Raw genomic sequence first — 19,968 nt, forward strand, 5'->3', positions numbered from 1 at the left:
ATTAATGAGAAGAACTTTCATCCATTAACTTACTTTTAAGCGTAAGAATGTAAACCTGCAATAACTAAGTTTACAACTATTAAGTTGAAAAGAATAATGGCAAAGCCAATACATGCAAGCCAAGCAGATTTATTACCTTCCCAACCTTTTGATAAACGTAAATGTAAGTATGCTGCATAGAATAACCAAGTAATAAGTGCCCATACTTCTTTTGGATCCCATCCCCAGAAACGGCCCCAAGCTTCTTGAGCCCAAATCATGGCAAATACTAGAGCACCTAAACTGAATATCGGGAAACCAATTAATACGGAACGATAGCCAATTTCATCCAATAAATTTAAATTCACCTTTTTAACTAACGGATGAAGCATACTTAAAATACTGCGACGAGTAATTAAACGGATTAGTATATAAAGAATCGTTCCAAAGATGAATGACCAAAATACAGTTGTTAATTTTTGCGCATTTATAACTGGCGCTGTTTCAACAAACGGTTCCAAAACGTCATCCGTTAATAACACATATTCATTCATACCGAAAACTGCTGGCATGTTGTATGTGATTTCTTGGTTCATACCTTCTTTATCTACATAAGTAAAATCAGCTTCATAACCAATAACTCTGAAAGTAACTGTCGCCAAAATAAACCCAATCACTAAAACCATAAAGTATAGAACTGCTTCTAACCAAAATCGTCCTTTAGTTTTTGCATTTGGATCCGTATCTTTTAATAAGTATAATAATCCAGCAACCGCACTAATTGCTAAAACGGACTGGCCAAGAGCAGCTGTAATAACGTGGATTGTTAACCAATAACTTTGTAATGATGGTACTAACGGATCCACATCATTCGGGAACATCGCCGCATAACCAATGATTAATAACGCAATCGGTAATGCCACAAGCCCAAGAGCTGTTAAACGATACATATAGTAAATTAGAATAAATGCAGCAATGATAAACATACCAAATGCCGTTGTAAATTCAAACATGTTACTTACAGGAGCATGTCCTGTATAAATCCATCGCGTAATAAAGTAACTTAAGTGAGCTATAAAGCCAATAATTGTTATGATAATCGCTAATTTGCCCCATTTATCAGCACGTTTTGCGGCTCCATCCGGTTTTGAACTTTTTATTGCTCCACCGAAGAAAAATGTTCCGACTAAATATGCAATAAATGCAACAAATAACAGATTTCCACTTATGTCAATTAAACTCATAAAGTGCTGTCACCTTCCTTTTCTTTTCCTTCACCATCAGCTTCTTTATCCTCTTCTCCTTGATCAATGTATCGAGGTAAGTGGGCAAATTCTGATAAAGCATTTAAATCTTTCTTTATACTAAACCAGTTTTTGTTTGTATGGGCTGCAAGGCGAATTGTTCCATCTTCCAATTGTTCCACCCACACACGACGGTGATTCCAATATGAACCAATGGCTACACCTAACATAAAAATAACGCCTCCAATTGCTAAAATCGGAATCGTGCTATCTTTGTGTACAGTTAAACCGGACATGTCTCTCATTTCAACACTTTGGAATTCCATTTTATACGTGTTATCACCATTTGGTTCAATTGTTTGCTGAATCGCTACAAAGCTTACTTCCCCTTCTGGTTTTTCAGGTGTTACCATTTTAAAAATAAATGCAGGATTATTTGGGTCCGGTGTCTTTGTTTGCGGTTCCCCATTTTCAAATCCTGAGAAATCAGGATAGAAACCTAATAATTCAACTTTAGTTTGATCATTGAGAACATATTCTTTTTGCGGATTTGTTAGATCAATACTAACTTCACCTAAAGATTCACCTGTCTCTTTTTTCGTTAACTCAAACTTCATCGTTTTCAGTTCATTTAAACGGAAATCCATTTGATAGAAGGAAAATCCTTCATGTTGTAATGGATGATTTACTCGTATAGAGTAGTCTTCCACTAATTCTAAGTTATCAGCTTGACCCGGAACTGCATCTTCAGACTGTTTATATAATTTCACATCAGTTTGATAGTTTTTTGCTACGACATTAACGCCTTGCAACTCTTGGTTTTCTGTCTTTTCATTATCGTGCATTTCTAAGATGAAATCTTCATTTTCAATAAAGTAACCATCCATTCCTGGAACTGCCCGAGTTTCTCCTTCGCGAATCCACATGGATTCATCCACATAAAAACCAGGTACAAGTCGAAGCATCACACCAAATAAGAATATGATCAAACCAACATGGTTTATGTAAGGGCCGTAACGGGCAAAACGACCGCGTTCAGCTAAAAGCGCGTTGCCATCTCGGCGAACTTTATATTTTAACGCTTTCATTTTTTCTTCAATTAAATTTAATGTTTTAGATGGGTCACCTTCTGTAACTGGACCTTCCGCAACAATACGTTGTCGTTTCATAAAACTAGTATGTCTTTTAACACGCTGATTTTTTAAAGAGCGATGTAACGGTAAACCTCTATCGATACTCGCAACAATTATCGAAATCGCTAACATTCCGACTAAAATTTGGAACCACCATGAACTATAAACATTTGATAATCCTAATTCATAATACAGCTTTCCAAGGGAACCGTAAGTTTCTTCATAGTAAGCCGCCTTTTGCTCCTCTGTTGAAACGCTAACATAAAATTCCTGTGGAAAAATCGTTCCAATTGAAGCAGCAACGAGGTTAATAATAATTAATGTTACACCTACTTTTACACTCGAAAAGAAATTCCAAATTTTATCAACGATTGATTTATTTCGCGTTTTAGATCGAATCGCAATGCCATCATATCGCATATTTAGAATTTTACTTTTTTTACCTTCTTCTGTTAAAGGTTGGCCACACTTTTCACAAAGCAAAGTACCTTCTGGATTTTCATGACCACAAGCACATATTATTTTTCCCATTCGAACTACTCCTGTTCTGGCTTAATTGATTCCATATAGGAAGCGATTTGTTGTTCGTTCATTTCACCAGTGATAATTTTCTCAACTTTACCTTCTGGGTTAATTAAGATTGTGGCTGGCAAGAGATCAACATTGTAAGCCGTCATTACACTTTTTGTAGGATCAATTGCAACTGGAAAGTGTACATCTAAACTTTCGATGAAATTTTTCACTTCAAATTCAGTTTGGGCAATGTTTACTGCTAATACTTCGACGCCCTGTTCTTTATAAATGGCATATTGATTAGACATAGCAGGCATTTCTTTCTTACATGGCTTACACCAAGTTCCCCAGAAATTTAAGAAGACTCCTTTGCCTTCATAGTCTGAAAGTCGATGTTTTAAATCACCATTATATAAATCAACAAGTTCAAAATCGGGTGCTTTATCCCCAACTTGTAAAACCTCTACCTTATCCTTAGTTGCCGTGCTATAAACTGTATAGACGATTGCAGCTAAAAGAACAACGAGGATAACACCACGAAATATCGAACGTTTTTGTTTTTTATCCATTTACAGGTTCCTCCCCCGAAAACTATACAATCTTCTTTATTATAGCAAACTTCATTTTTGCATAATCTTTTGATTTTGACTGATTTATGAAACTTTTACTCCAGGGTTAGTCAATTTTTCCTGTTTCTGCTAAAACTCGAAGTAATTTCACTTCATGTTTTGATAATTCTCGATATTCACCAGGATTTAATCCAGCTAAATCTAAAAAGGCAAATCGTTCGCGTTTTAATTTCACAACTGGTGTGCCAATCGCTTCGAACATACGACGTACTTGGCGGTTACGCCCTTCATGGATCGTAATTTCACATATCGCTTTCCCAGCTTTTTCATCAAAGGAAGTCATACTTACCTTTGCCGGAGCCGTTTTACCATCCTCTAACTTTATACCGCGCTGTAATTTCTTTAAACCTTCGATAGTAGGAACTCCTTTTACACGAGCAACATAAGTTTTATCGATTTTAAACTTTGGATGCGTCATTTGGTAAGCAAATTCTCCATCATTCGTTAATAAAAGCAGGCCGGATGTATCATAATCGAGACGTCCAACAGGGAAAATACGTTGATGTACATGTTTCTTGAAAATATCCGTCACCGTTTTTCGGCCTTTATCGTCTGTTACAGCTGATATAACGCCTCTTGGTTTATACAACAAGAAGTAAACCTTATCTTCTTTTTCAAGTTTAATACCGTTTACTTCGATTGTGTCAGAGCTTGATACCTTCGTCCCTAACTCCTTCACAACTTTTCCGTTTACTTTTACTTTTCCTTCTAAAATTAATTGTTCTGCTTTTCGCCTTGATGCTACGCCAGCATATGCAATCACTTTCTGTAATCTTTCCAATTTGTCCACCCCGTTCATTCGTGTCTGCACATTTAATCTGTTGAAAATTATGTCATATTCTGTTTCATTATTAAAGAGAAACAGCTTATATATAAAGTAGTTTGATTATTTCGAAAGGAGCAATGTACAAACAAGCAAAAATATTGCTTCTATTTTAAGAACTATAGATTAATATTACTTTAACCTTTTAAAAATAATCTTAATACTTAAACACAAAAAATAAGACTGCTCGATTTGCAGTCCTTAAAGAATTACCATCTAAATTGTACTGTGCGAAACGATTTATTTGATGTTAACCCTAGTTGAATAAATACTTTCATTATTTAAAAATACATGCCAAATTCCAAAGTTATCTTGTTTTCTAGATAAGTGTACCACGTTTTGTATTTGTTTTTCTTCTTCTTTATTAAGTAATAGCGTAATCGGTTTACTTAACTCTACTGTTTTCTGTTCTGTCGCTTGGTATTCTCCTTTATCCGCAATTGTAACATAGTCATAGTTAGAAAATATTTTGTTTGCAAGCGAAGTATGTACTTGCCAATCATTTGATTCACTTAATGTCACGACAATAACCTTTTTATTATCTTTTTCAAAATAAGTTGCTAACGTTCTTCCTGCCACTTTTGTATAACCTGTTTTTCCTGCAACAGCATCGACTTGTTGACGTAAAAGTCGGTGTTTGTTTTGCCAAGTGACACCATTTTTTGTTGGACTTTTATAATTAATCGTCGAAGCGATTTTTTTAAATTTATCGTTTTGTAAAGCAATACGTAACATTTGAGCCGTATCATACGCGGATGAAAGATGTAATTCATTGTGTAAACCAGAAGGATTTGTAAAATAAGTATCATTTAGTCCGTAAAGATAGGCTTTCTCATTCATTAAATCCACAAAGCCTTCTAAGGAACTTCCTGCATGTTCAGCTAACGCATATGCAGCATCGTTCCCCGAACGTAACATTAATCCATACAATAAAGTTTCCACAGTAACTTTTTCACCAGGTTCTAAGTATACTGATGACCCTTCACTTAAAGCTGCTTGGTGAGAAATGGTCACTTCATCATCTAGTTGACTATTTTCAATCGCAATCAATGCAGTCCATATTTTTGTTAAACTAGCGATTGGCATTCTAGAATGGACATTACTTCCTTCCAATAATCTACCTGTTTCCGCATCAATTACAGCATACGAAGCATTTGCTGCAGTTGTAATCGAGAAAAAAAATACGATGGAACAAAGAAAGGCAAAAAAGATTTTTGCAATTTTTTTCAACTAGCCACTCCTTTTTTCACTTTACTCTTCACTAAAAGCTTCTTGGAATTTCGTCATAAATAAATCTGTTTCTTCATTTTCATCCCCTTGATCGCCTTCAGGTAATGGAGGGAGTTCTTTTATATCTTTTAATCCAAAATAATTTAAAAACTCTTTTGTCGTACCATAAAGTATTGCTCGTCCTGTACCTTCCGCTCTTCCGACTTCTTGTATTAGCGCGCGGGAAACGAGCGTTTGGATCGGGCGTTCACTTTTAACCCCTCGTAAATCTTCAATTTCTGTTCTCGTAATAGGCTGCTTATAAGCGATAATTGCTAATACTTCTAAAGATGCCGTTGATAATACATGGCTATTCGGATTTTCCACTAACTTCTTAATACTATCTGCCATTTCAGGTTTAGTTGTAATTTGGTATGTACCAGCTAATGTTTTTAATGTGATTCCTCGTTCTTCGGATTCATTATAATTTGTTTCCAGCTCACTTAGAGCGGCTTCAATTTCCATTTCATCAACTTCTAATAACTGGGATAGTTGCTTTAAAGATAAGCCATCATCACCAACTACGAAGAGAAGTGCTTCAATCTTGCTCATCAAATTGTTTAAGTTCATCGCCAATATCCTCCTTTTGTAAAATAACAGTTAAATCTTCGAAGTTATTTTCTTGCTCTACAAAAACGACATGGCGTTTTATTAGCTCTAGTAGTGATAAAAACGTTACAATAATCGTTGATTTATCTTCGTATGGGAAAAGTTCGGAAAAGTAAGATTTACCCCCACTTAACTTTAAAGAATCCACAACAGCAATCATTTGATCTTTTACAGATATCTCTTGTCTAGCAACTCTAGTAGATAATGGTTTTTTAAGCTGCTTTCTACGAAGGAGTTTTTGGAACGCACTTAACATATCATAGACATTGACATTCATATCAAAAAGTGCGAGCTGTTCATCTGGCATAAATCCGGATAAATCACTAGGTGGTCGTGTAAAAACCTGTGCTCTTTCAGCTTCTAAATCCTTTAATTCGTTCGCAGCTTCTTTATATTTCTTATATTCTATTAATTTTGTTACAAGCTCTTCCCGAGGGTCAGGTCCTTCAACTTCAAATTCAGCATCATCCATTTCACCTTCGTGAATCGGAAGGAGCATTCGACTTTTAATCGCAAGTAATGTTGCTGCCATTACAAGGTATTCGCTGGCCTCATTTAACTCTAGCTCTTTCATTGCATGAATATGATCAATATATTGTGCGGTTAACTCAGCCATCGGAATATCATAAATATCAATTTCCAAACGATGAATTAAATGCAATAATAAATCAAGAGGACCCGTAAAGGCTTCTAATTTTACTTCATACATGTGTCAACCACCTGACATTTTTGTTCGTTAACTTTATAGTTCGTCCTAATTCTAGGGACACTTAACTATTGTAATTCAAATTTTAGTATAGAGGAAAGAGGATTGTAATGCATCCACTGTTTCATCCATTGTTTATAGATTATTGTACATATTTTAATGGCAATCAAGATTATTTTGAATGTCACGAAGTCCTAGAAGAATATTGGAAAGAAATTGCACCTGGTGATAAAAGTCATCCATTGGTAGGATATGTCCAACTTGCAACTGGCATGTATCATTGGCGCCGTAACAATACGGTTGGTGCTATGAAAATATTAAAAAAAGCGATAAACAATTTCTCTATCAACCAATCATCACCTTTTTTCGAGTTTATCGATTTTGATGAATTATGTAAAAACTGCGAATTGTGTTTGGAAGCTATATTAAACGGTAATGGTTTTAAACCATTTACACTATCTTTCACAAATTCTAAGTTTGCTGCAACTGTGAATAGAAAAGTAGCTGAACTACCCAATGTGTCAAAAGAATTTCTTCTCCATAAACATATGCTACGCGATCGTACAGATATTCTTGAAGCACGGAACATTAAACTCGGCATTTCAACAAAACATAAAGATGATAAATAGTTACACTTTTGAAAAAACACATATAAAAAAAGAAGAAGAAGAGGCTGACGTCACTCGTTGTCGTCCGCCTCTTCTACTATTGGTAAACATTTTTCTATAAAAGGTTGTGTTTCTTCATTCGCTTTTAATTCTTTAAATTGGCCAGTCTTTAAAAGTTCTTTCAGCATGGCAATTGCGACACCTTCACCTCGATAAGAAGGCACTACCGTAATATGTTGAATGATAGCAACAGAATCTTCTTCGAGCACTCCTACAATTCCTATATATTCTTCATCTTTTTTCCACAAATACAAATGCCAATTGTCTTCTTCTTCATAAGCATGTATTGTTTCCATCAAACGCTTTACGTCCTTTTCTTGAGGCATGAACGAAAGCAGACCCATTGCTATTTTTTCAAAAGATTTTTTATAGCGTATTAACATGAATAACATTCCCTCATTTTCTATCAGTACAACATCTTTAAATATACTACATGATTTAAGACAAGTAATCAACTAAATTCCCATAAACTTACAATTGTCAACAACCAATCCTATTTTAAAGATGCGTTTGGAAGGATAATAAATAAATCGATTAAAGCCCAAATTATACAAACTGCTAAAAGGATTCCAAAGAGCCACCATTTCGATAATTTCATTTAATCTCACCCTTTTTTAAAGATAGTGGGAGATCATTTTGAATAATATTTTCATAACTTTCCCTGTTAATAGCTAATTGATGTTGACCCGATTCTACAAACACCACTGCTGGTCTAGGGATACGATTATAGTTTGACGCCATTGAATAACCGTATGCACCAGTACAGAAAACAGCTAAAATATCACCTGATTCAACTTGTTGCAAAGGTGCATCTACTATTAATTTATCACCTGATTCACAAAGTTTCCCTGCAACAGTGTATGTACTTAATCGCTCTTCATTTGCCTTATTAGCAACAACTGCTTCATATTTCGCATCATAAAGGGCTGGACGAATATTATCGCTCATACCGCCGTCAACAGCAATGTAATCACGAATATTTGGAACAGTTTTTTGTGAACCAACCGTGTATAAAGATGTACCAGCGTCACCAACAAGGGATCGACCAGGCTCAATCCAAATCTCCGGCATTGTTAATTTTAGCTTAGCAGCATATTCTTGTACAGTTTTGATCATACCTTCAACATAAACATGAGGCTCTAGAGGTGTATCTTCCTCAGTATAACGAATACCAAATCCACCACCTAAATTTAAAACGGTACTTTCGAATTGATATTGTTCTTTCCATTCACCTTGTTTTTTCATTAATTTTTCTGCAGCAAGGCCGAATCCGTCTGTCTCAAAAATTTGAGACCCAATATGACAGTGTAAACCTAACAGTTCAAGGTATTCATGATCCTTTACTTCTAAAAAGGCACGATCAGCTTGACCATTATTTAAATCAAATCCAAATTTCGAATCGGCTTGTCCTGTTGTAATGAAGTCATGAGTATGGGCTTCCACTCCAGGAGTCACACGTAATAAAATACGCATATTCTGTTTTTTTACTTCAGAAATTTCTTTTAGTAGCTCAATCTCATAAAAGTTATCCACAACGATACAGCCGATTTTCGAATCAAAGGCAAACTCTAATTCTGAATAGGATTTATTATTCCCATGGAAATGAATTCGTTCTGTAGGGAAACCAGCTTGAATCGCCGTAAACAATTCACCACCAGATACAACATCTAACGATAAGTTTTCTTCTTTCGCAATTTGATAGATCGCAACACATGAAAATGCTTTCGACGCATAAGCAACTTCTGCTTTCACACCAAGTTTCTTAAATGTTTCGATAAATCCACGGGCACGATCTCGAATTAGTTGTAAGTCATAAACGAAAAGTGGAGTGCCGTATTTTTTGGCAAGTTCTACTGAATCAACTCCACCTATCGTTAAATGTCCATTTTCATTAATTTGTTGTGTTCCATAAAGATGCATATTCTCTCCTCCGCTCGATCGGAAAAAGGAGATCCTTTTTCCATTTAAAAAATACCTTAGATGAACTTTAACATAGGTAATTTTCTTTCGCAACGGATGATTTTATATACGTTTTCTCTGTTTAGCTCCAACAATATATGGTCTGAGCGCATCGTCGGCCATCGGAAAACGTATGAATACACGTAAAAAGGCTTTCGGGAAAAAAGGAACAAGAGGCCACATATATGGAACTGTCATTGGCTTGAGTGAACATAAATAGGAGAAGACAATGAAAATACCGATAAAGAATCCACTTGGACCAGCAATGACGGTACCAAGTAATATGATAAATTGGAAGTACTTTACCGCACTACTTAATTCATAGGTTGGAATCGTAAAGGTGAATATTGCTGTAATGGCAGAATAGAGTACAATTTCCGCAGAAAACAATCCAACATCGATTGCAATCTGTCCAATAATAATCCCCGCTACTAACCCCATAGCGGTAGAAAGAGGTGTTGGCGTATGAATCGCAGCAATCCTCAAATATTCCAAACCTAAATTGGCGATAATTATTTGTAGAAATAGCGGTACGGACGATTCTTCCTTCGCACCGATGAAATCAATGGCATCCGGCAAATATTGATCATGGGTGGCCAGTAAATACCAAATTGGTAGTAACGTCAAACTAAAGAATGCTGCTAAATATCTTAATAGTCGAGTAAAAGATCCAACAAAGGGTGCTTGTCGATATTCTTCAGCATGTTGTAACAAATGGAATAAGGAAATTGGCACAACAATTACAGAAGGGGACGTATCCACAATAATTGCGATATGTCCCTCCAATAAATGAGCCGCTACAATATCCGGTCTTTCCGAATAACGGACAAACGGTAAAGGATGGAATTTTTGCTTAAACAACCATTCCTCGAGAGATTTATCCGCCATCGTAAGGCCATCATGTTTGATTTCCTCTAACCTTTTTTGAACCCATTTTAAATGCTTTTTATTCACAATATCCTTCATGTAACAAATGGCCACATCGGTATGTCCTATTGTGGTAATTTTATGCAACTCAAACCGCAATTGGGGATCACGAATCCGTCTTCGAATTAAAGCAGAGTTCAACATAATGTTCTCTGCAAATCCGTCTCGGGAACCACGAATAACTTTTTCATTATCCGGTTCGTCCGGCTGACGCCCAGGATAACTTCTAAGCTCTAATAAATAACCATAACCGTGTAATGTAATAATCCCCACTTGACCAGCTAAAACACCAATCATGAACTCTTCCCGATCTTTAGGTTCTGATTTTCCGTAGAAATTAAAGTGATCATCAAAATACTTGTCTTCATTTTCAACATCAACGTCTAACTCAGAAAACTTTTCATCCTCTTGATGATCAAAAAATAATGGAGTTAACTGGACAGTCGTTGCAGTCCCATCGACAAGTCCACTAATATAAACAATTAATATTGGCAAACTTTTTACATGCAAGTCTTTAATACAAACATCATAGGATTCATCTTTACCAAATTGACTATACAAATAATCTTTTGCTTCATCTATTGATGCAAAAACTCGATTACTCATTTATTCACCGTCTTTTTTGTAGTTCGTGATGTATTCGTTTCCATCCACGTTTTAAGTTGTGCTAAAATCTTCTTTTCTAAACGTGAAACTTGAACTTGAGATATCCCTAACCTTTCTGCAATATCGGTTTGTGTCAAATCTAAGTAATATCGTAAGTAAATAATGGCTTGTTCTCGCTTATCCAATTTTGCTAAAACTTCTTTTAAAGGAATATATTGAAATGGAAGTTCAGACTTCTCATCTTTCATTTGGTCCATTAAAGTAATGGAATCCCCTTCACTTTCAAAAAGCTGTTCATGTAAAGAAGCCGGGTCACGCATTGCATCTGTCGCAACAAGTACCTCGTCCTTCGTAACACCTAAAATGTCTGCCAGTTCTGAAATAGATGGCGGCTTTTCATTCGTTTTCAAAAATTCATCTGTTGCATGGCGAATTTTATAATTTAACTCCCGAATCGAACGGCTTACTTTCACCATTCCATCGTCCCTTAAAAACCGTTGAATTTCGCCAATAATCATCGGAACAGCATAGGTTGAAAACTTCACATCGTAGGACAAGTCAAATTTATCAACAGATTTCATCAGTCCGATGCAACCGATTTGAAATAGATCTTCAAGCTCTACTCCACGGGAAGCAAAGCGTTGAACAATCGACCAAACGAGCCGCGTATTCCCTTCAATCATTTGCTTTCTTGCATCAATATCACCAGCTTGTGCCTTCTCAATTAGGCCACGCATTTCCTCTTGCGTTAACAAAATATTGGACGGCTGTTCGATTGTCCTCATCCCCCTTACTTCTATCAAATACGACCGTATTTGCGTCCACATAAAATTGATAGTAAAAACAAATTGTTAAAAACAATTAGGTGCTAAACACCATTCACGTGACGACTAGTTTCGCAAAAATAAAAGCTACTTTAAGAGATTTGAGGCATCTTTACCGAGTAAAATTTTTTTGAAAAGGTTACAACCGTTCCAACATTCGGTTCAGATTCAACTTGAAGGTCATCTGCAAAGCTTTCCATAATCGTAAAGCCCATACCAGAACGTTCCATTTCAGCTTTCGAAGTAAACAATGGTTCCATTGCTTTCTTCACATCAAAAATCCCTTTTCCATTATCTTTAACAGCTACCGATATAACATCCCCATCACGAACAGCGTGAACAGTCACAATACCCTTCCCGTCTTCGTCATATCCATGAATAATTGCGTTGGATACAGCTTCTGAAACGATTGTTTTAAACTCTGAAAGTTCGTCAATGGTTGGATCAAGTTGAGCAATAAAGCTTGTAACTGCCATCCTTGCCAAACTTTCATTCTCACTAATTGCTACAAATGAAAGCGTCATTTCGTTATCCATTCACAATCCCCCTTGCATGTAAAATTGCATCTGCTTCTGTACCCTCCATAATGAATGAAGCAAGTCCTGAAAATTGAAAGATTTTTTTCATTGTATTCGAAGGATTTAAAATGACTGTTTGACCATTTACGGCACTAAGCTCCTTCATACGACCTAAAATCAATCCAATTCCTGAACTATCCATAAAATTCAATCTTTCTAAATTCCAAATAATCGTGTTCAAATTTCCTTGTAAAATCGTTTTGGAAATATGTGTGCGAATTTTTTCTGTTTCGTGATGGTCTAATTCACCATATAGCCTGATGACTGCTATATCATTTAAGTGCATGTTAACTTCATAGTTCATTTTGTTAATTCGCCTCCTCTAAGTTCGCTAATTCAACATTTTATTATCAGATTCCTTTTTACTGACAATAGTAGAAGAAATTCGCTGAAACTAGTGAAAATACGACAAAAGGAAAAGTGGATAGATTTATCAAATAAAATAAAAAAATGATTGTATTACCAAAATAAGTATGGAAAAAAACTTTACATTTTAAACATTTGAAAAGAGGATTTTAAAAATAATCTCTATTGAAAATAAAAAAAGTTAGTAACGTTTTTCATTACGTTACTAACTTTTAAATAATAAATTAATTTGTTATTACTTCTTTAATTAGAGTTGGCGCTTCTACTTTTTCTGGCACAATGACAATGTGGTTATAAAGTTTCTCCATCACTTCTGTAACATCTTCACTATTTGAATGAATTGTTACAAGGGATTCCCCTTTTTGAACCGCATCGCCCACTTTTTTATGTAGGACTAAACCTACCGATAGATCGATTGTTGACTCTTTTGTCGCACGTCCTGCACCTAATAACATTGCTGCAACACCGACATCATCTGCTTCAATTTTCGCTACATAGCCCGTTTCCTTTGCAGGTAACTCCATTTGATATTTTGCCTGTGGCAATAAAGAAGGATTGTCAACGACAGAAGCATCTCCCCCTTGAGCAGCGACAAACTTCTTAAACACCTCTAATGCTTGGCCATTAGCGATTACAGTTTGCAGTTGAGTACGAGCTTCTTCAATACTATTAGCTTTTCCGCCTAATACGACCATTTGGGATCCTAATGTATAGCACAATTCCATTAAATCTTCTGGACCATTTCCTTTTAACGTATCAATGGCTTCTTTTACTTCTAATGCATTTCCGATGGCAAAACCTAATGGTTGACTCATATCAGAAATAATCGCCATTGTATTACGACCAACGCTATTGCCAATTTGCACCATTGCATGGGCTAAACTTTTCGCATCTTCAAACGTTTTCATAAACGCACCTTCGCCTGTTTTCACGTCTAAAACAATGGCATCTGCACCCGCTGCAATTTTTTTCGACATGATCGAACTTGCGATTAATGGGATGCTTGGTACTGTACCTGTCACATCACGCAATGCATATAACTTTTTATCTGCAGGAGTTAAGTTTCCACTTTGACCGATAACAGCAGTTCCAATGTCATTTACTTGTTTCATAAATTGTTCATTGGAAAGCTCTACATGAAATCCTTTTATAGACTCCAATTTATCGATTGTTCCGCCAGTATGACCAAGGCCGCGGCCACTCATTTTGGCAACAGGAACACCACATGCAGCAACCATTGCTGCTAAAGATAACGTAGTCGTATCCCCTACTCCACCTGTCGAATGTTTATCAACTTTTATTCCTTCAATACCGGATAAATCGATTTGGTCACCTGATTCAACCATTGCCATCGTTAAATCAGCCCGTTCCCTATCATTCATATCTTGGAAATAAATAGCCATCATTAAACTACTTACTTGGTAATCTGGAATTGATCCATCTGTATAACCTTGTACGAAAAAACGAATTTCTTCGGTTGTTAATTCTTCACCATTACGTTTTTTCTCAATAACATCAACCATTCTCATGTGGAGAACCTCCTACTTTAAATTCGTTAAGAAACTTAAACCAAATTGTGGTGCTTTTACATTAAAGTTTTCAGCTATCGTTGCTGCGATATCTGCGAAAGTTTCACGAAGAGGTATTTCATCCCCTTGTTCAAATCTTGGCGAATATACTAATAATGGCACATATTCTCGCGTATGATCTGTTCCAGGGAAAGTCGGATCATTCCCATGATCCGCTGTAATGATTAATAAATCGTCTTCTTTCATTTCATTAAAAACTTCCGGTAATCGACGATCAAATTCCTCTAAAGCGTTTCCATATCCAATTGGATCTCGGCGATGACCGTAATTCGCATCAAAGTCAACTAAATTTAAGAAGCTAATGCCATGGAAATCTTTTTTAACAACGTCAATGAATTTATCCATTCCATCTGTATTATCTTTTGTACGAATTGCCTCTGTAACGCCTTCACCATTATATATGTCAGAAATTTTCCCAATAGCAATGACGTCAAATCCTGAGTCCTTTAATTCATTCATTGTTGTGCGACCAAAAGGTTTTAACGCATAATCATGACGATTGGCTGTACGGGTAAAGTTCCCTGGTGTTCCAACGAACGGACGAGCAATGACTCGACCGACTAAAAATTCTGGATCTAAAGTAAGCTCCCTTGCGATTTCGCAAATTTTGTATAGTTCCTCTAATGGAATAATGTCTTCATGGGCTGCAATTTGTAAAACAGGATCTGCCGATGTATAAACGATCATGGCACCTGTTTCCATATGTTCTGGTCCTAACTCATCAATAATGCCTGTACCACTAGCCGGCTTATTGCCAATAACTTTACGACCTGTTTTCATTTCCAATTGTTCAATCAGTTCCTTAGGGAAGCCTTCTGGATAAACTTTAAATGGTTTATCAATGTTTAAACCCATAATTTCCCAATGACCTGTCATCGTATCTTTCCCGACTGATGCCTCTTGCATCATCCCAAAATACGCTTTTGGTTGTGCTACTTTTTTAATACCTTTTATTTCACGAATATTTGATAGTCCTAAAGATTCCATATTGGGCATTGTTAATCCATTCATTTTATCAGCAATATGCCCCAATGTATCAGCACCAGTGTCTCCAAAACGGTCGGCGTCAGGTGCTTCTCCGATTCCAACCGAATCCATTACGATTACATGTATTTTTTTAAACGGTTTCATAAATGTGTCCTCCTCTTCCATTTTCTATATTAAACAAAGGTCAGACATCTTACAAATAATTTTATATGTAATATTTGTCATCCTTTAATGAAACTTTTATTTTTCGGCGTTCATATTCCGTTCCAAATCTTTTATGCCCTTGGATGGAATTGTTTATATACTTCCGAAAGTCGCGTTTTACTTATATGGGTATAGATTTGAGTTGTTGATATATCCGCATGTCCTAACATTTCTTGAACCGCCCGAAGATCAGCACCATTTTCAATTAAATGGGTTGCAAAACTATGTCTTAACGTATGGGGGGTTATTTCCTTTTCAATTTGGGCATTTTTAGCATGCTCCTTTAATAATTTCCAACAACCTTGTCGTGTTAAACGTTTTCCCCGCTGATTTATGAAAAAAGCATCTGTTTTCGGATATTTCCCCTGTAATTTGAATCGGGCAATTTGTAAATATTGATCTAATGTATGAATGGCACTTTTCCCCAAGGGAACAATTCGTTCTTTTCCACCTTTACCAAAAACACGAACAAAGCCCATTGTTAGATGAACATCGTCTAAATTTAAACCAATAAGCTCACTTATACGCATACCTGTCCCATATAACAACTCTAACATCGCTATATCCCTAATTCCCTGCGGCTTTTCCCGATTAGGTGCTGAAATTAACCTTTCAATTTCCTCGATTGATAAAACTTTTGGAAGCCTTTGTTCTATTTGTGGCATTTCCAAATGAACAGTTGGATCAGTATCGGTCAATTTTTCTCTCAATAAAAACTGATGGAAAGAACGAATCGATGAAATGTGTCTCGCTATCGTTCGCGCCGAAATACCTTCACCCCTTAATGCTTCTAAATGGATTAATATATGTGACCGTTCGATAGCTTTTAATGATTGTACTGCCTGTACATTATGTATATGCTCGATATAGCTCTCGAGATCCCGGCGATAAGAAGATAATGTATTCGTCGATAATTGTCGTTCAACTTGTAAAAAATGAAGATAATCTAATATCGCTTCTTTTGCTTCTTTCATCGTTCATCACCTATCCTTCTTATTCTTACTATAGATTTTTTCGAAATTGTCTACAAGTATAGCAGTTACTTAATAGAAAAGGATGTACATCCGTCATAAACGAAATGTACATCCTTTTTCATTGTTCTTCATTTTGGCCATGACATCTGTGGCAAATACCGTGGAAAGTTAATCGATGATCTTTGATAATAAAGTTCCAACGTTTTTCAACAATCGCCTCAACATCTTCTAGTAAATCCTCTTGGATTTCATCTACTGCACCACATTCAATACAAACTAAATGATGGTGGAAGTGTTTTGCGCCTTCTTGTCGAAGATCGTAGCGAGATACGCCATCGCCAAAGTTAATTTTGTCAACAATTTTCAATTCAGTTAATAATTCTAATGTCCGATAAACAGTAGCTAAACCAATTTCAGGTGCTTTATCTTTTACTAATAAGTAAACGTCTTCAGCACTTAAATGGTCTTCCTCATGTTCTAATAGCACTGCAACTGTCGCTTCACGCTGTGGCGTCAGTTTATAGCCAGCACTATGCAATTGCTTTTTTATACGGTCAATACGGCTTTCCATAAGACGCCCTCCTAAACTCATTCTATTATACCAAATGAGTAAAAGCTATTACAAGAGAGGGATGAATTATAAAATATAAGAAATTGCAACAATCTCTCCTGCGCAAATTATTGTTAGCGCAACTATGATTGTTACAAATAATCGTTGAGAAAAGAAATGCTTTCGATTTGGTCCCATTTTCTTTGTTGTGTAGACCGAACAAAGGACAAATAATAACACACAATAAATTAATTGGAATGGAAACCACCAAATACTGTAAACTAACAAAGATTCTTGTTGGGTTAATAAAAAAACTGAACTAAATCCAAAAAATGTAATTTTTACTGCGACGATAAATTTTGATAAAACATGTAAATACGGGTGAGTAGCAAAGAACAGCACGAGTACTATCCAAGCAACTAACGGTATAATGGTATTCCAAATGGAAACATCGGTTAAATCTAAAACTCTCGGATCTACATAGCTTATTAATTTCATAGACTTGTCCAAAGAAAACACTTGAAAACAGACGACACCGCTTATAAAACTAATTGCTAATATAACAGCATATTGAATAAATAATACAGAACGAAACATAAGCATTCTCCTTTCGTTGGTATAGCTTATGCTCGTCCTCTATCAATATGTCCTAAAACTATGTTCAAATTTCAAAGAAATCTATTAAAATTTCGTCATACATTTTATAATTCAGTGGGATAGTTAGAGATTCAGTAAAAGGATGAATCCTTTACAAAATGAATTTTATTTGTTCATTTTCATCCAAAGTACGGCAAAGGCCGTTTTTGCATCATAAATTTGTTCATTGGCTACCATTTGTTCCGCTTCTTCAACAGTAACTTCTAATAGTTCTACAAATTCATCCTCATCTAATTCGGCTTTTTCCTCTATTTTGTATAAATCTTTGGCAACAAACAAATGAATTACTTCATCGGCAAAACCAGGAGAAGTAGCAAAAGTTTGCAAATAGTTTAGCTCGTTACAACCATAACCCGTTTCTTCTTCCAGCTCTCTTCTTGCTGTAACGGCTGGCTCCTCACCAGGCTCTAATTTTCCCGCCGGAATTTCAACAATCGAACGTTCCAATGCTTTTCGATACTGTTCTACTAACACCATTTTCCCTTCTTTTGTTATAGCAATAATCGCAACTGCTCCAGGGTGGTTCACAATTTCCCGCTTCGATTGCTTTCCATTTGGCAATGTCACATCATCTACTTTTAATGAAATGACTTTTCCTTTAAAAATTGGATTTGAATCGATTGTTTTTTCTTCAAATTTTTTCATTTTAAATGCCCTCACTTGTCCTGTTGATTCATTTCATTGTACCATTAGTGAAAGAATTTGTTTGGGAGAAAGTGGGTTTGTACATGAAAAAAAGAAAAGTTGGTAATAGTTCAATCGAAATTTCAGAAATTAGTTTAGGCTGTATGTCTCTACCGACTTCTGTTTTTGAGGCGAAGGATATTGTAAATACCGCCCTTGAATATGGCATTAACTATTTTGATACAGCAGATTTATATGATAAAGGAATCAACGAGGAAATTATCGGGGAACTTTTAAAAGCCCATCGGCATGAAATCATCCTTGCAACAAAAGTTGGTAACCGATGGAACGATGGTGAAGAAGGTTGGCATTGGGATCCATCCCCTTCTCATATTGAACAAGGAGTAAAAGAAAGTTTACGCCGTTTAAAAACAGATTATATTGATATTTACCAATTACATGGTGGAACTATTAATGATCCTTGGGATGACATTATTGCAACCTTCGAGAAACTAAAAAAAGAAGGTTATATTCGTGAATATGGTATTTCATCGATTAGACCAAATGTTTTCAAACCTTTTTTACAAAAAAGTAATGCTATATCAAACATGATGCAATTTAGCATTTTAGACCGTCGTCCCGAAGAATGGTTTGAAGATATTTCAAAAGCAGGTGCTTCTGTCGTAACCCGCGGCTCTATTGCAAAGGGATTACTTACGAAGGAATGGCCAACGAGATTAGAAAAAACAACAGGGTATTTGTCTTATTCGAAAGATGAATTACAGGAAGTATTAACAAATCTACAAGAGGAATATGATGATATTCATGCATTAGCACTCGCCTATAATCTAAGTCACCCAGTTGTTGCTTCAACAGTTATTGGGGCTAGTTCTAAAAAACAATTACTAGATAATATAGCAGCCTACGAAAAAGTCCAATCCATACAAAATATATCAATGGTTCAGCAATTAACGAAAAAAGAGATTTATACAGAGCATCGATGAAGAAATATATCATTTTAATCTTCGGTATTTTGATAATGTTGTTTTGTATTTCAAGTATGACCTATGAACAACAAACTATCGTACCAACATTGCAAGAAACATTGGAGAACAAACCATTTTACAATTTATTAAGCAAATTGGAAGTAACCTATTGGGGACAAACCATTTCCGTTGAAACCCGTGGCTATTATTATTTTGTAGAATTTTTAATTCGTAAAGGATTACATTTTGCTGGCTATGGCTTTATTGCCATTTTAATTTATCGTATTTATCGAAAGTTTCAATTTCAATTAGCTGGAATTTGTTCTGTGTTAACGATATTTGTTATTGCTTCAATGGATGAATATCGTCAGACGTTTGTTGATGGGAGAACAGGGATTTTTGATGATGTTCTTTTAGATACATATGGTGCCATCACCTTCGTCATTTTATTTAAAGTTATTGGCACGCTGTATCGAAAAATGAAACAAAAAATGAATGTTGAATCATAATTTTCTCTTTTGTGCTTTTTTTGTAAAACTACTCTAGAAAATGACAATATTTTAT

General features: G+C 35.7%; 22 protein-coding genes. 3 read left to right on the forward strand and 19 right to left on the reverse strand.

The genetic code is table 11. From position 1 onward, the window contains the following. Positions 1-35: 35 nt before the first annotated feature. From ccsB to H9636_RS01230, 7 genes are all read right to left on the reverse strand, one after another. On the reverse strand, positions 36-1,223 hold the full coding sequence (gene ccsB, locus H9636_RS01200; protein ID WP_191705822.1) for a c-type cytochrome biogenesis protein CcsB: 1,188 nt from the start codon (positions 1,221-1,223) through the stop codon (positions 36-38). Then, a complete protein-coding gene (locus H9636_RS01205) occupies positions 1,220-2,887 on the reverse strand; it encodes a cytochrome c biogenesis protein ResB (RefSeq protein WP_191705823.1) in 1,668 nt (555 codons plus the stop codon). Before H9636_RS01205 ends, ccsB begins: the two co-directional genes overlap by 4 nt. Positions 2,888-2,892: 5 nt before the next feature. Next, positions 2,893-3,438: a thiol-disulfide oxidoreductase ResA gene (gene resA / locus H9636_RS01210; protein WP_191705824.1), complete on the reverse strand. Its 546-nt coding sequence runs from the start codon at positions 3,436-3,438 to the stop codon at positions 2,893-2,895. 106 nt (positions 3,439-3,544) lie between these two features. After that, positions 3,545-4,279, reverse strand: coding sequence for a pseudouridine synthase (locus H9636_RS01215; RefSeq protein WP_191705825.1), 735 nt, complete (start codon positions 4,277-4,279; stop codon positions 3,545-3,547). A 282-nt stretch (positions 4,280-4,561) separates the two neighbouring features. Continuing rightward, a complete protein-coding gene (locus H9636_RS01220) occupies positions 4,562-5,542 on the reverse strand; it encodes a D-alanyl-D-alanine carboxypeptidase family protein (protein ID WP_404817731.1) in 981 nt (326 codons plus the stop codon). 30 nt (positions 5,543-5,572) lie between these two features. After that, positions 5,573-6,160 carry an SMC-Scp complex subunit ScpB gene (gene scpB, locus H9636_RS01225; protein WP_225230006.1) on the reverse strand — a complete coding sequence of 196 codons (588 nt, stop codon included), beginning with the start codon at positions 6,158-6,160 and terminating at the stop codon, positions 5,573-5,575. Continuing rightward, complete coding sequence (locus tag H9636_RS01230) at positions 6,129-6,908, reverse strand: segregation/condensation protein A (RefSeq protein ID WP_191705827.1); 780 nt, start codon at positions 6,906-6,908, stop codon at positions 6,129-6,131. Before H9636_RS01230 ends, scpB begins: the two co-directional genes overlap by 32 nt. 107 nt (positions 6,909-7,015) lie before the next feature. Between H9636_RS01230 and H9636_RS01235 the strand changes: the two genes are divergently transcribed. After that, a complete protein-coding gene (locus H9636_RS01235; RefSeq protein ID WP_191705828.1) occupies positions 7,016-7,534 on the forward strand; it encodes a DUF309 domain-containing protein in 519 nt (172 codons plus the stop codon). A 50-nt stretch (positions 7,535-7,584) separates the two neighbouring features. Here the strand turns inward: H9636_RS01235 and H9636_RS01240 are convergent, their stop codons facing one another. The 12 genes from H9636_RS01240 to H9636_RS01295 form a co-directional block, all read right to left on the reverse strand. Continuing rightward, on the reverse strand, positions 7,585-7,956 hold the full coding sequence (locus tag H9636_RS01240; protein WP_191705829.1) for a GNAT family N-acetyltransferase: 372 nt from the start codon (positions 7,954-7,956) through the stop codon (positions 7,585-7,587). Between the two features lie 211 nt (positions 7,957-8,167). Continuing rightward, complete coding sequence (gene lysA, locus H9636_RS01245) at positions 8,168-9,493, reverse strand: diaminopimelate decarboxylase (protein ID WP_191705830.1); 1,326 nt, start codon at positions 9,491-9,493, stop codon at positions 8,168-8,170. 102 nt (positions 9,494-9,595) lie between these two features. Further along, on the reverse strand, positions 9,596-11,065 hold the full coding sequence (locus H9636_RS01250; RefSeq protein ID WP_191705831.1) for a spore germination protein: 1,470 nt from the start codon (positions 11,063-11,065) through the stop codon (positions 9,596-9,598). Then, entirely contained in the window at positions 11,062-11,850 is a 789-nt protein-coding gene (locus tag H9636_RS01255) for a SigF/SigG family RNA polymerase sporulation sigma factor (protein ID WP_122972866.1), read from the reverse strand. The genes H9636_RS01250 and H9636_RS01255 overlap by 4 nt, the downstream gene beginning before the upstream one ends. A gap of 131 nt (positions 11,851-11,981) precedes the next feature. Further along, positions 11,982-12,425 carry an anti-sigma F factor gene (spoIIAB, locus tag H9636_RS01260; RefSeq protein ID WP_191705832.1) on the reverse strand — a complete coding sequence of 148 codons (444 nt, stop codon included), beginning with the start codon at positions 12,423-12,425 and terminating at the stop codon, positions 11,982-11,984. Next, a complete protein-coding gene (locus tag H9636_RS01265; RefSeq protein WP_122972864.1) occupies positions 12,418-12,771 on the reverse strand; it encodes an STAS domain-containing protein in 354 nt (117 codons plus the stop codon). Before H9636_RS01265 ends, spoIIAB begins: the two co-directional genes overlap by 8 nt. 286 nt (positions 12,772-13,057) lie before the next feature. Continuing rightward, entirely contained in the window at positions 13,058-14,362 is a 1,305-nt protein-coding gene (locus tag H9636_RS01270) for a pyrimidine-nucleoside phosphorylase (RefSeq protein WP_191705833.1), read from the reverse strand. 12 nt (positions 14,363-14,374) lie between these two features. Then, positions 14,375-15,553 (reverse strand): phosphopentomutase, encoded by a 1,179-nt coding sequence (gene deoB, locus H9636_RS01275; RefSeq protein ID WP_191705834.1) that lies wholly within the window; start codon positions 15,551-15,553, stop codon positions 14,375-14,377. 131 nt (positions 15,554-15,684) lie between these two features. After that, positions 15,685-16,587, reverse strand: a complete 903-nt coding sequence (xerD, locus tag H9636_RS01280; RefSeq protein WP_191705835.1) for a site-specific tyrosine recombinase XerD — start codon at positions 16,585-16,587, stop codon at positions 15,685-15,687. A 118-nt stretch (positions 16,588-16,705) separates the two neighbouring features. Further along, positions 16,706-17,158, reverse strand: coding sequence for a ferric iron uptake transcriptional regulator (gene fur / locus H9636_RS01285; protein WP_122972858.1), 453 nt, complete (start codon positions 17,156-17,158; stop codon positions 16,706-16,708). 66 nt (positions 17,159-17,224) lie between these two features. Then, positions 17,225-17,734: a hypothetical protein gene (locus tag H9636_RS01290; protein ID WP_122972857.1), complete on the reverse strand. Its 510-nt coding sequence runs from the start codon at positions 17,732-17,734 to the stop codon at positions 17,225-17,227. 165 nt (positions 17,735-17,899) lie between these two features. Continuing rightward, positions 17,900-18,439, reverse strand: coding sequence for an NUDIX domain-containing protein (locus H9636_RS01295; protein WP_191705836.1), 540 nt, complete (start codon positions 18,437-18,439; stop codon positions 17,900-17,902). 83 nt (positions 18,440-18,522) lie between these two features. Between H9636_RS01295 and H9636_RS01300 the strand changes: the two genes are divergently transcribed. Together H9636_RS01300 and H9636_RS01305 are read left to right on the forward strand one after the other, a co-directional pair. Then, positions 18,523-19,422 (forward strand): aldo/keto reductase, encoded by a 900-nt coding sequence (locus H9636_RS01300; RefSeq protein ID WP_191705837.1) that lies wholly within the window; start codon positions 18,523-18,525, stop codon positions 19,420-19,422. Beyond that, on the forward strand, positions 19,419-19,913 hold the full coding sequence (locus H9636_RS01305; protein WP_191705838.1) for a VanZ family protein: 495 nt from the start codon (positions 19,419-19,421) through the stop codon (positions 19,911-19,913). Before H9636_RS01300 ends, H9636_RS01305 begins: the two co-directional genes overlap by 4 nt. The last annotated feature ends 55 nt before the right edge of the window (positions 19,914-19,968 follow it).

The organism is Ureibacillus galli, from assembly GCF_014836845.1.
Classification (GTDB): Bacteria; Bacillota; Bacilli; order Bacillales_A; family Planococcaceae; genus Ureibacillus; species Ureibacillus galli.

Coding starts and splice junctions, on each gene's coding strand:
- H9636_RS01205 (WP_191705823.1), bottom strand. CDS start 2,887: ATGGGAAAAATAATATGTGCTTGTGGTCATGAAAATCCAGAAGGTACT.
- H9636_RS01305 (WP_191705838.1), top strand. CDS start 19,419: ATGAAGAAATATATCATTTTAATCTTCGGTATTTTGATAATGTTGTTT.
- H9636_RS01230 (WP_191705827.1), bottom strand. CDS start 6,908: ATGTATGAAGTAAAATTAGAAGCCTTTACGGGTCCTCTTGATTTATTA.
- H9636_RS01255 (WP_122972866.1), bottom strand. CDS start 11,850: ATGAGGACAATCGAACAGCCGTCCAATATTTTGTTAACGCAAGAGGAA.
- lysA (WP_191705830.1), bottom strand. CDS start 9,493: ATGCATCTTTATGGAACACAACAAATTAATGAAAATGGACATTTAACG.
- fur (WP_122972858.1), bottom strand. CDS start 17,158: ATGGAAAGCCGTATTGACCGTATAAAAAAGCAATTGCATAGTGCTGGC.
- H9636_RS01265 (WP_122972864.1), bottom strand. CDS start 12,771: ATGAACTATGAAGTTAACATGCACTTAAATGATATAGCAGTCATCAGG.
- deoB (WP_191705834.1), bottom strand. CDS start 15,553: ATGAAACCGTTTAAAAAAATACATGTAATCGTAATGGATTCGGTTGGA.
- spoIIAB (WP_191705832.1), bottom strand. CDS start 12,425: ATGGATAACGAAATGACGCTTTCATTTGTAGCAATTAGTGAGAATGAA.
- H9636_RS01235 (WP_191705828.1), top strand. CDS start 7,016: ATGCATCCACTGTTTCATCCATTGTTTATAGATTATTGTACATATTTT.
- H9636_RS01240 (WP_191705829.1), bottom strand. CDS start 7,956: ATGTTAATACGCTATAAAAAATCTTTTGAAAAAATAGCAATGGGTCTG.
- H9636_RS01270 (WP_191705833.1), bottom strand. CDS start 14,362: ATGAGAATGGTTGATGTTATTGAGAAAAAACGTAATGGTGAAGAATTA.
- scpB (WP_225230006.1), bottom strand. CDS start 6,160: ATGAACTTAAACAATTTGATGAGCAAGATTGAAGCACTTCTCTTCGTA.
- xerD (WP_191705835.1), bottom strand. CDS start 16,587: ATGAAAGAAGCAAAAGAAGCGATATTAGATTATCTTCATTTTTTACAA.
- H9636_RS01300 (WP_191705837.1), top strand. CDS start 18,523: ATGAAAAAAAGAAAAGTTGGTAATAGTTCAATCGAAATTTCAGAAATT.
- H9636_RS01250 (WP_191705831.1), bottom strand. CDS start 11,065: ATGAGTAATCGAGTTTTTGCATCAATAGATGAAGCAAAAGATTATTTG.
- H9636_RS01290 (WP_122972857.1), bottom strand. CDS start 17,734: ATGTTTCGTTCTGTATTATTTATTCAATATGCTGTTATATTAGCAATT.
- resA (WP_191705824.1), bottom strand. CDS start 3,438: ATGGATAAAAAACAAAAACGTTCGATATTTCGTGGTGTTATCCTCGTT.
- H9636_RS01295 (WP_191705836.1), bottom strand. CDS start 18,439: ATGAAAAAATTTGAAGAAAAAACAATCGATTCAAATCCAATTTTTAAA.
- ccsB (WP_191705822.1), bottom strand. CDS start 1,223: ATGAGTTTAATTGACATAAGTGGAAATCTGTTATTTGTTGCATTTATT.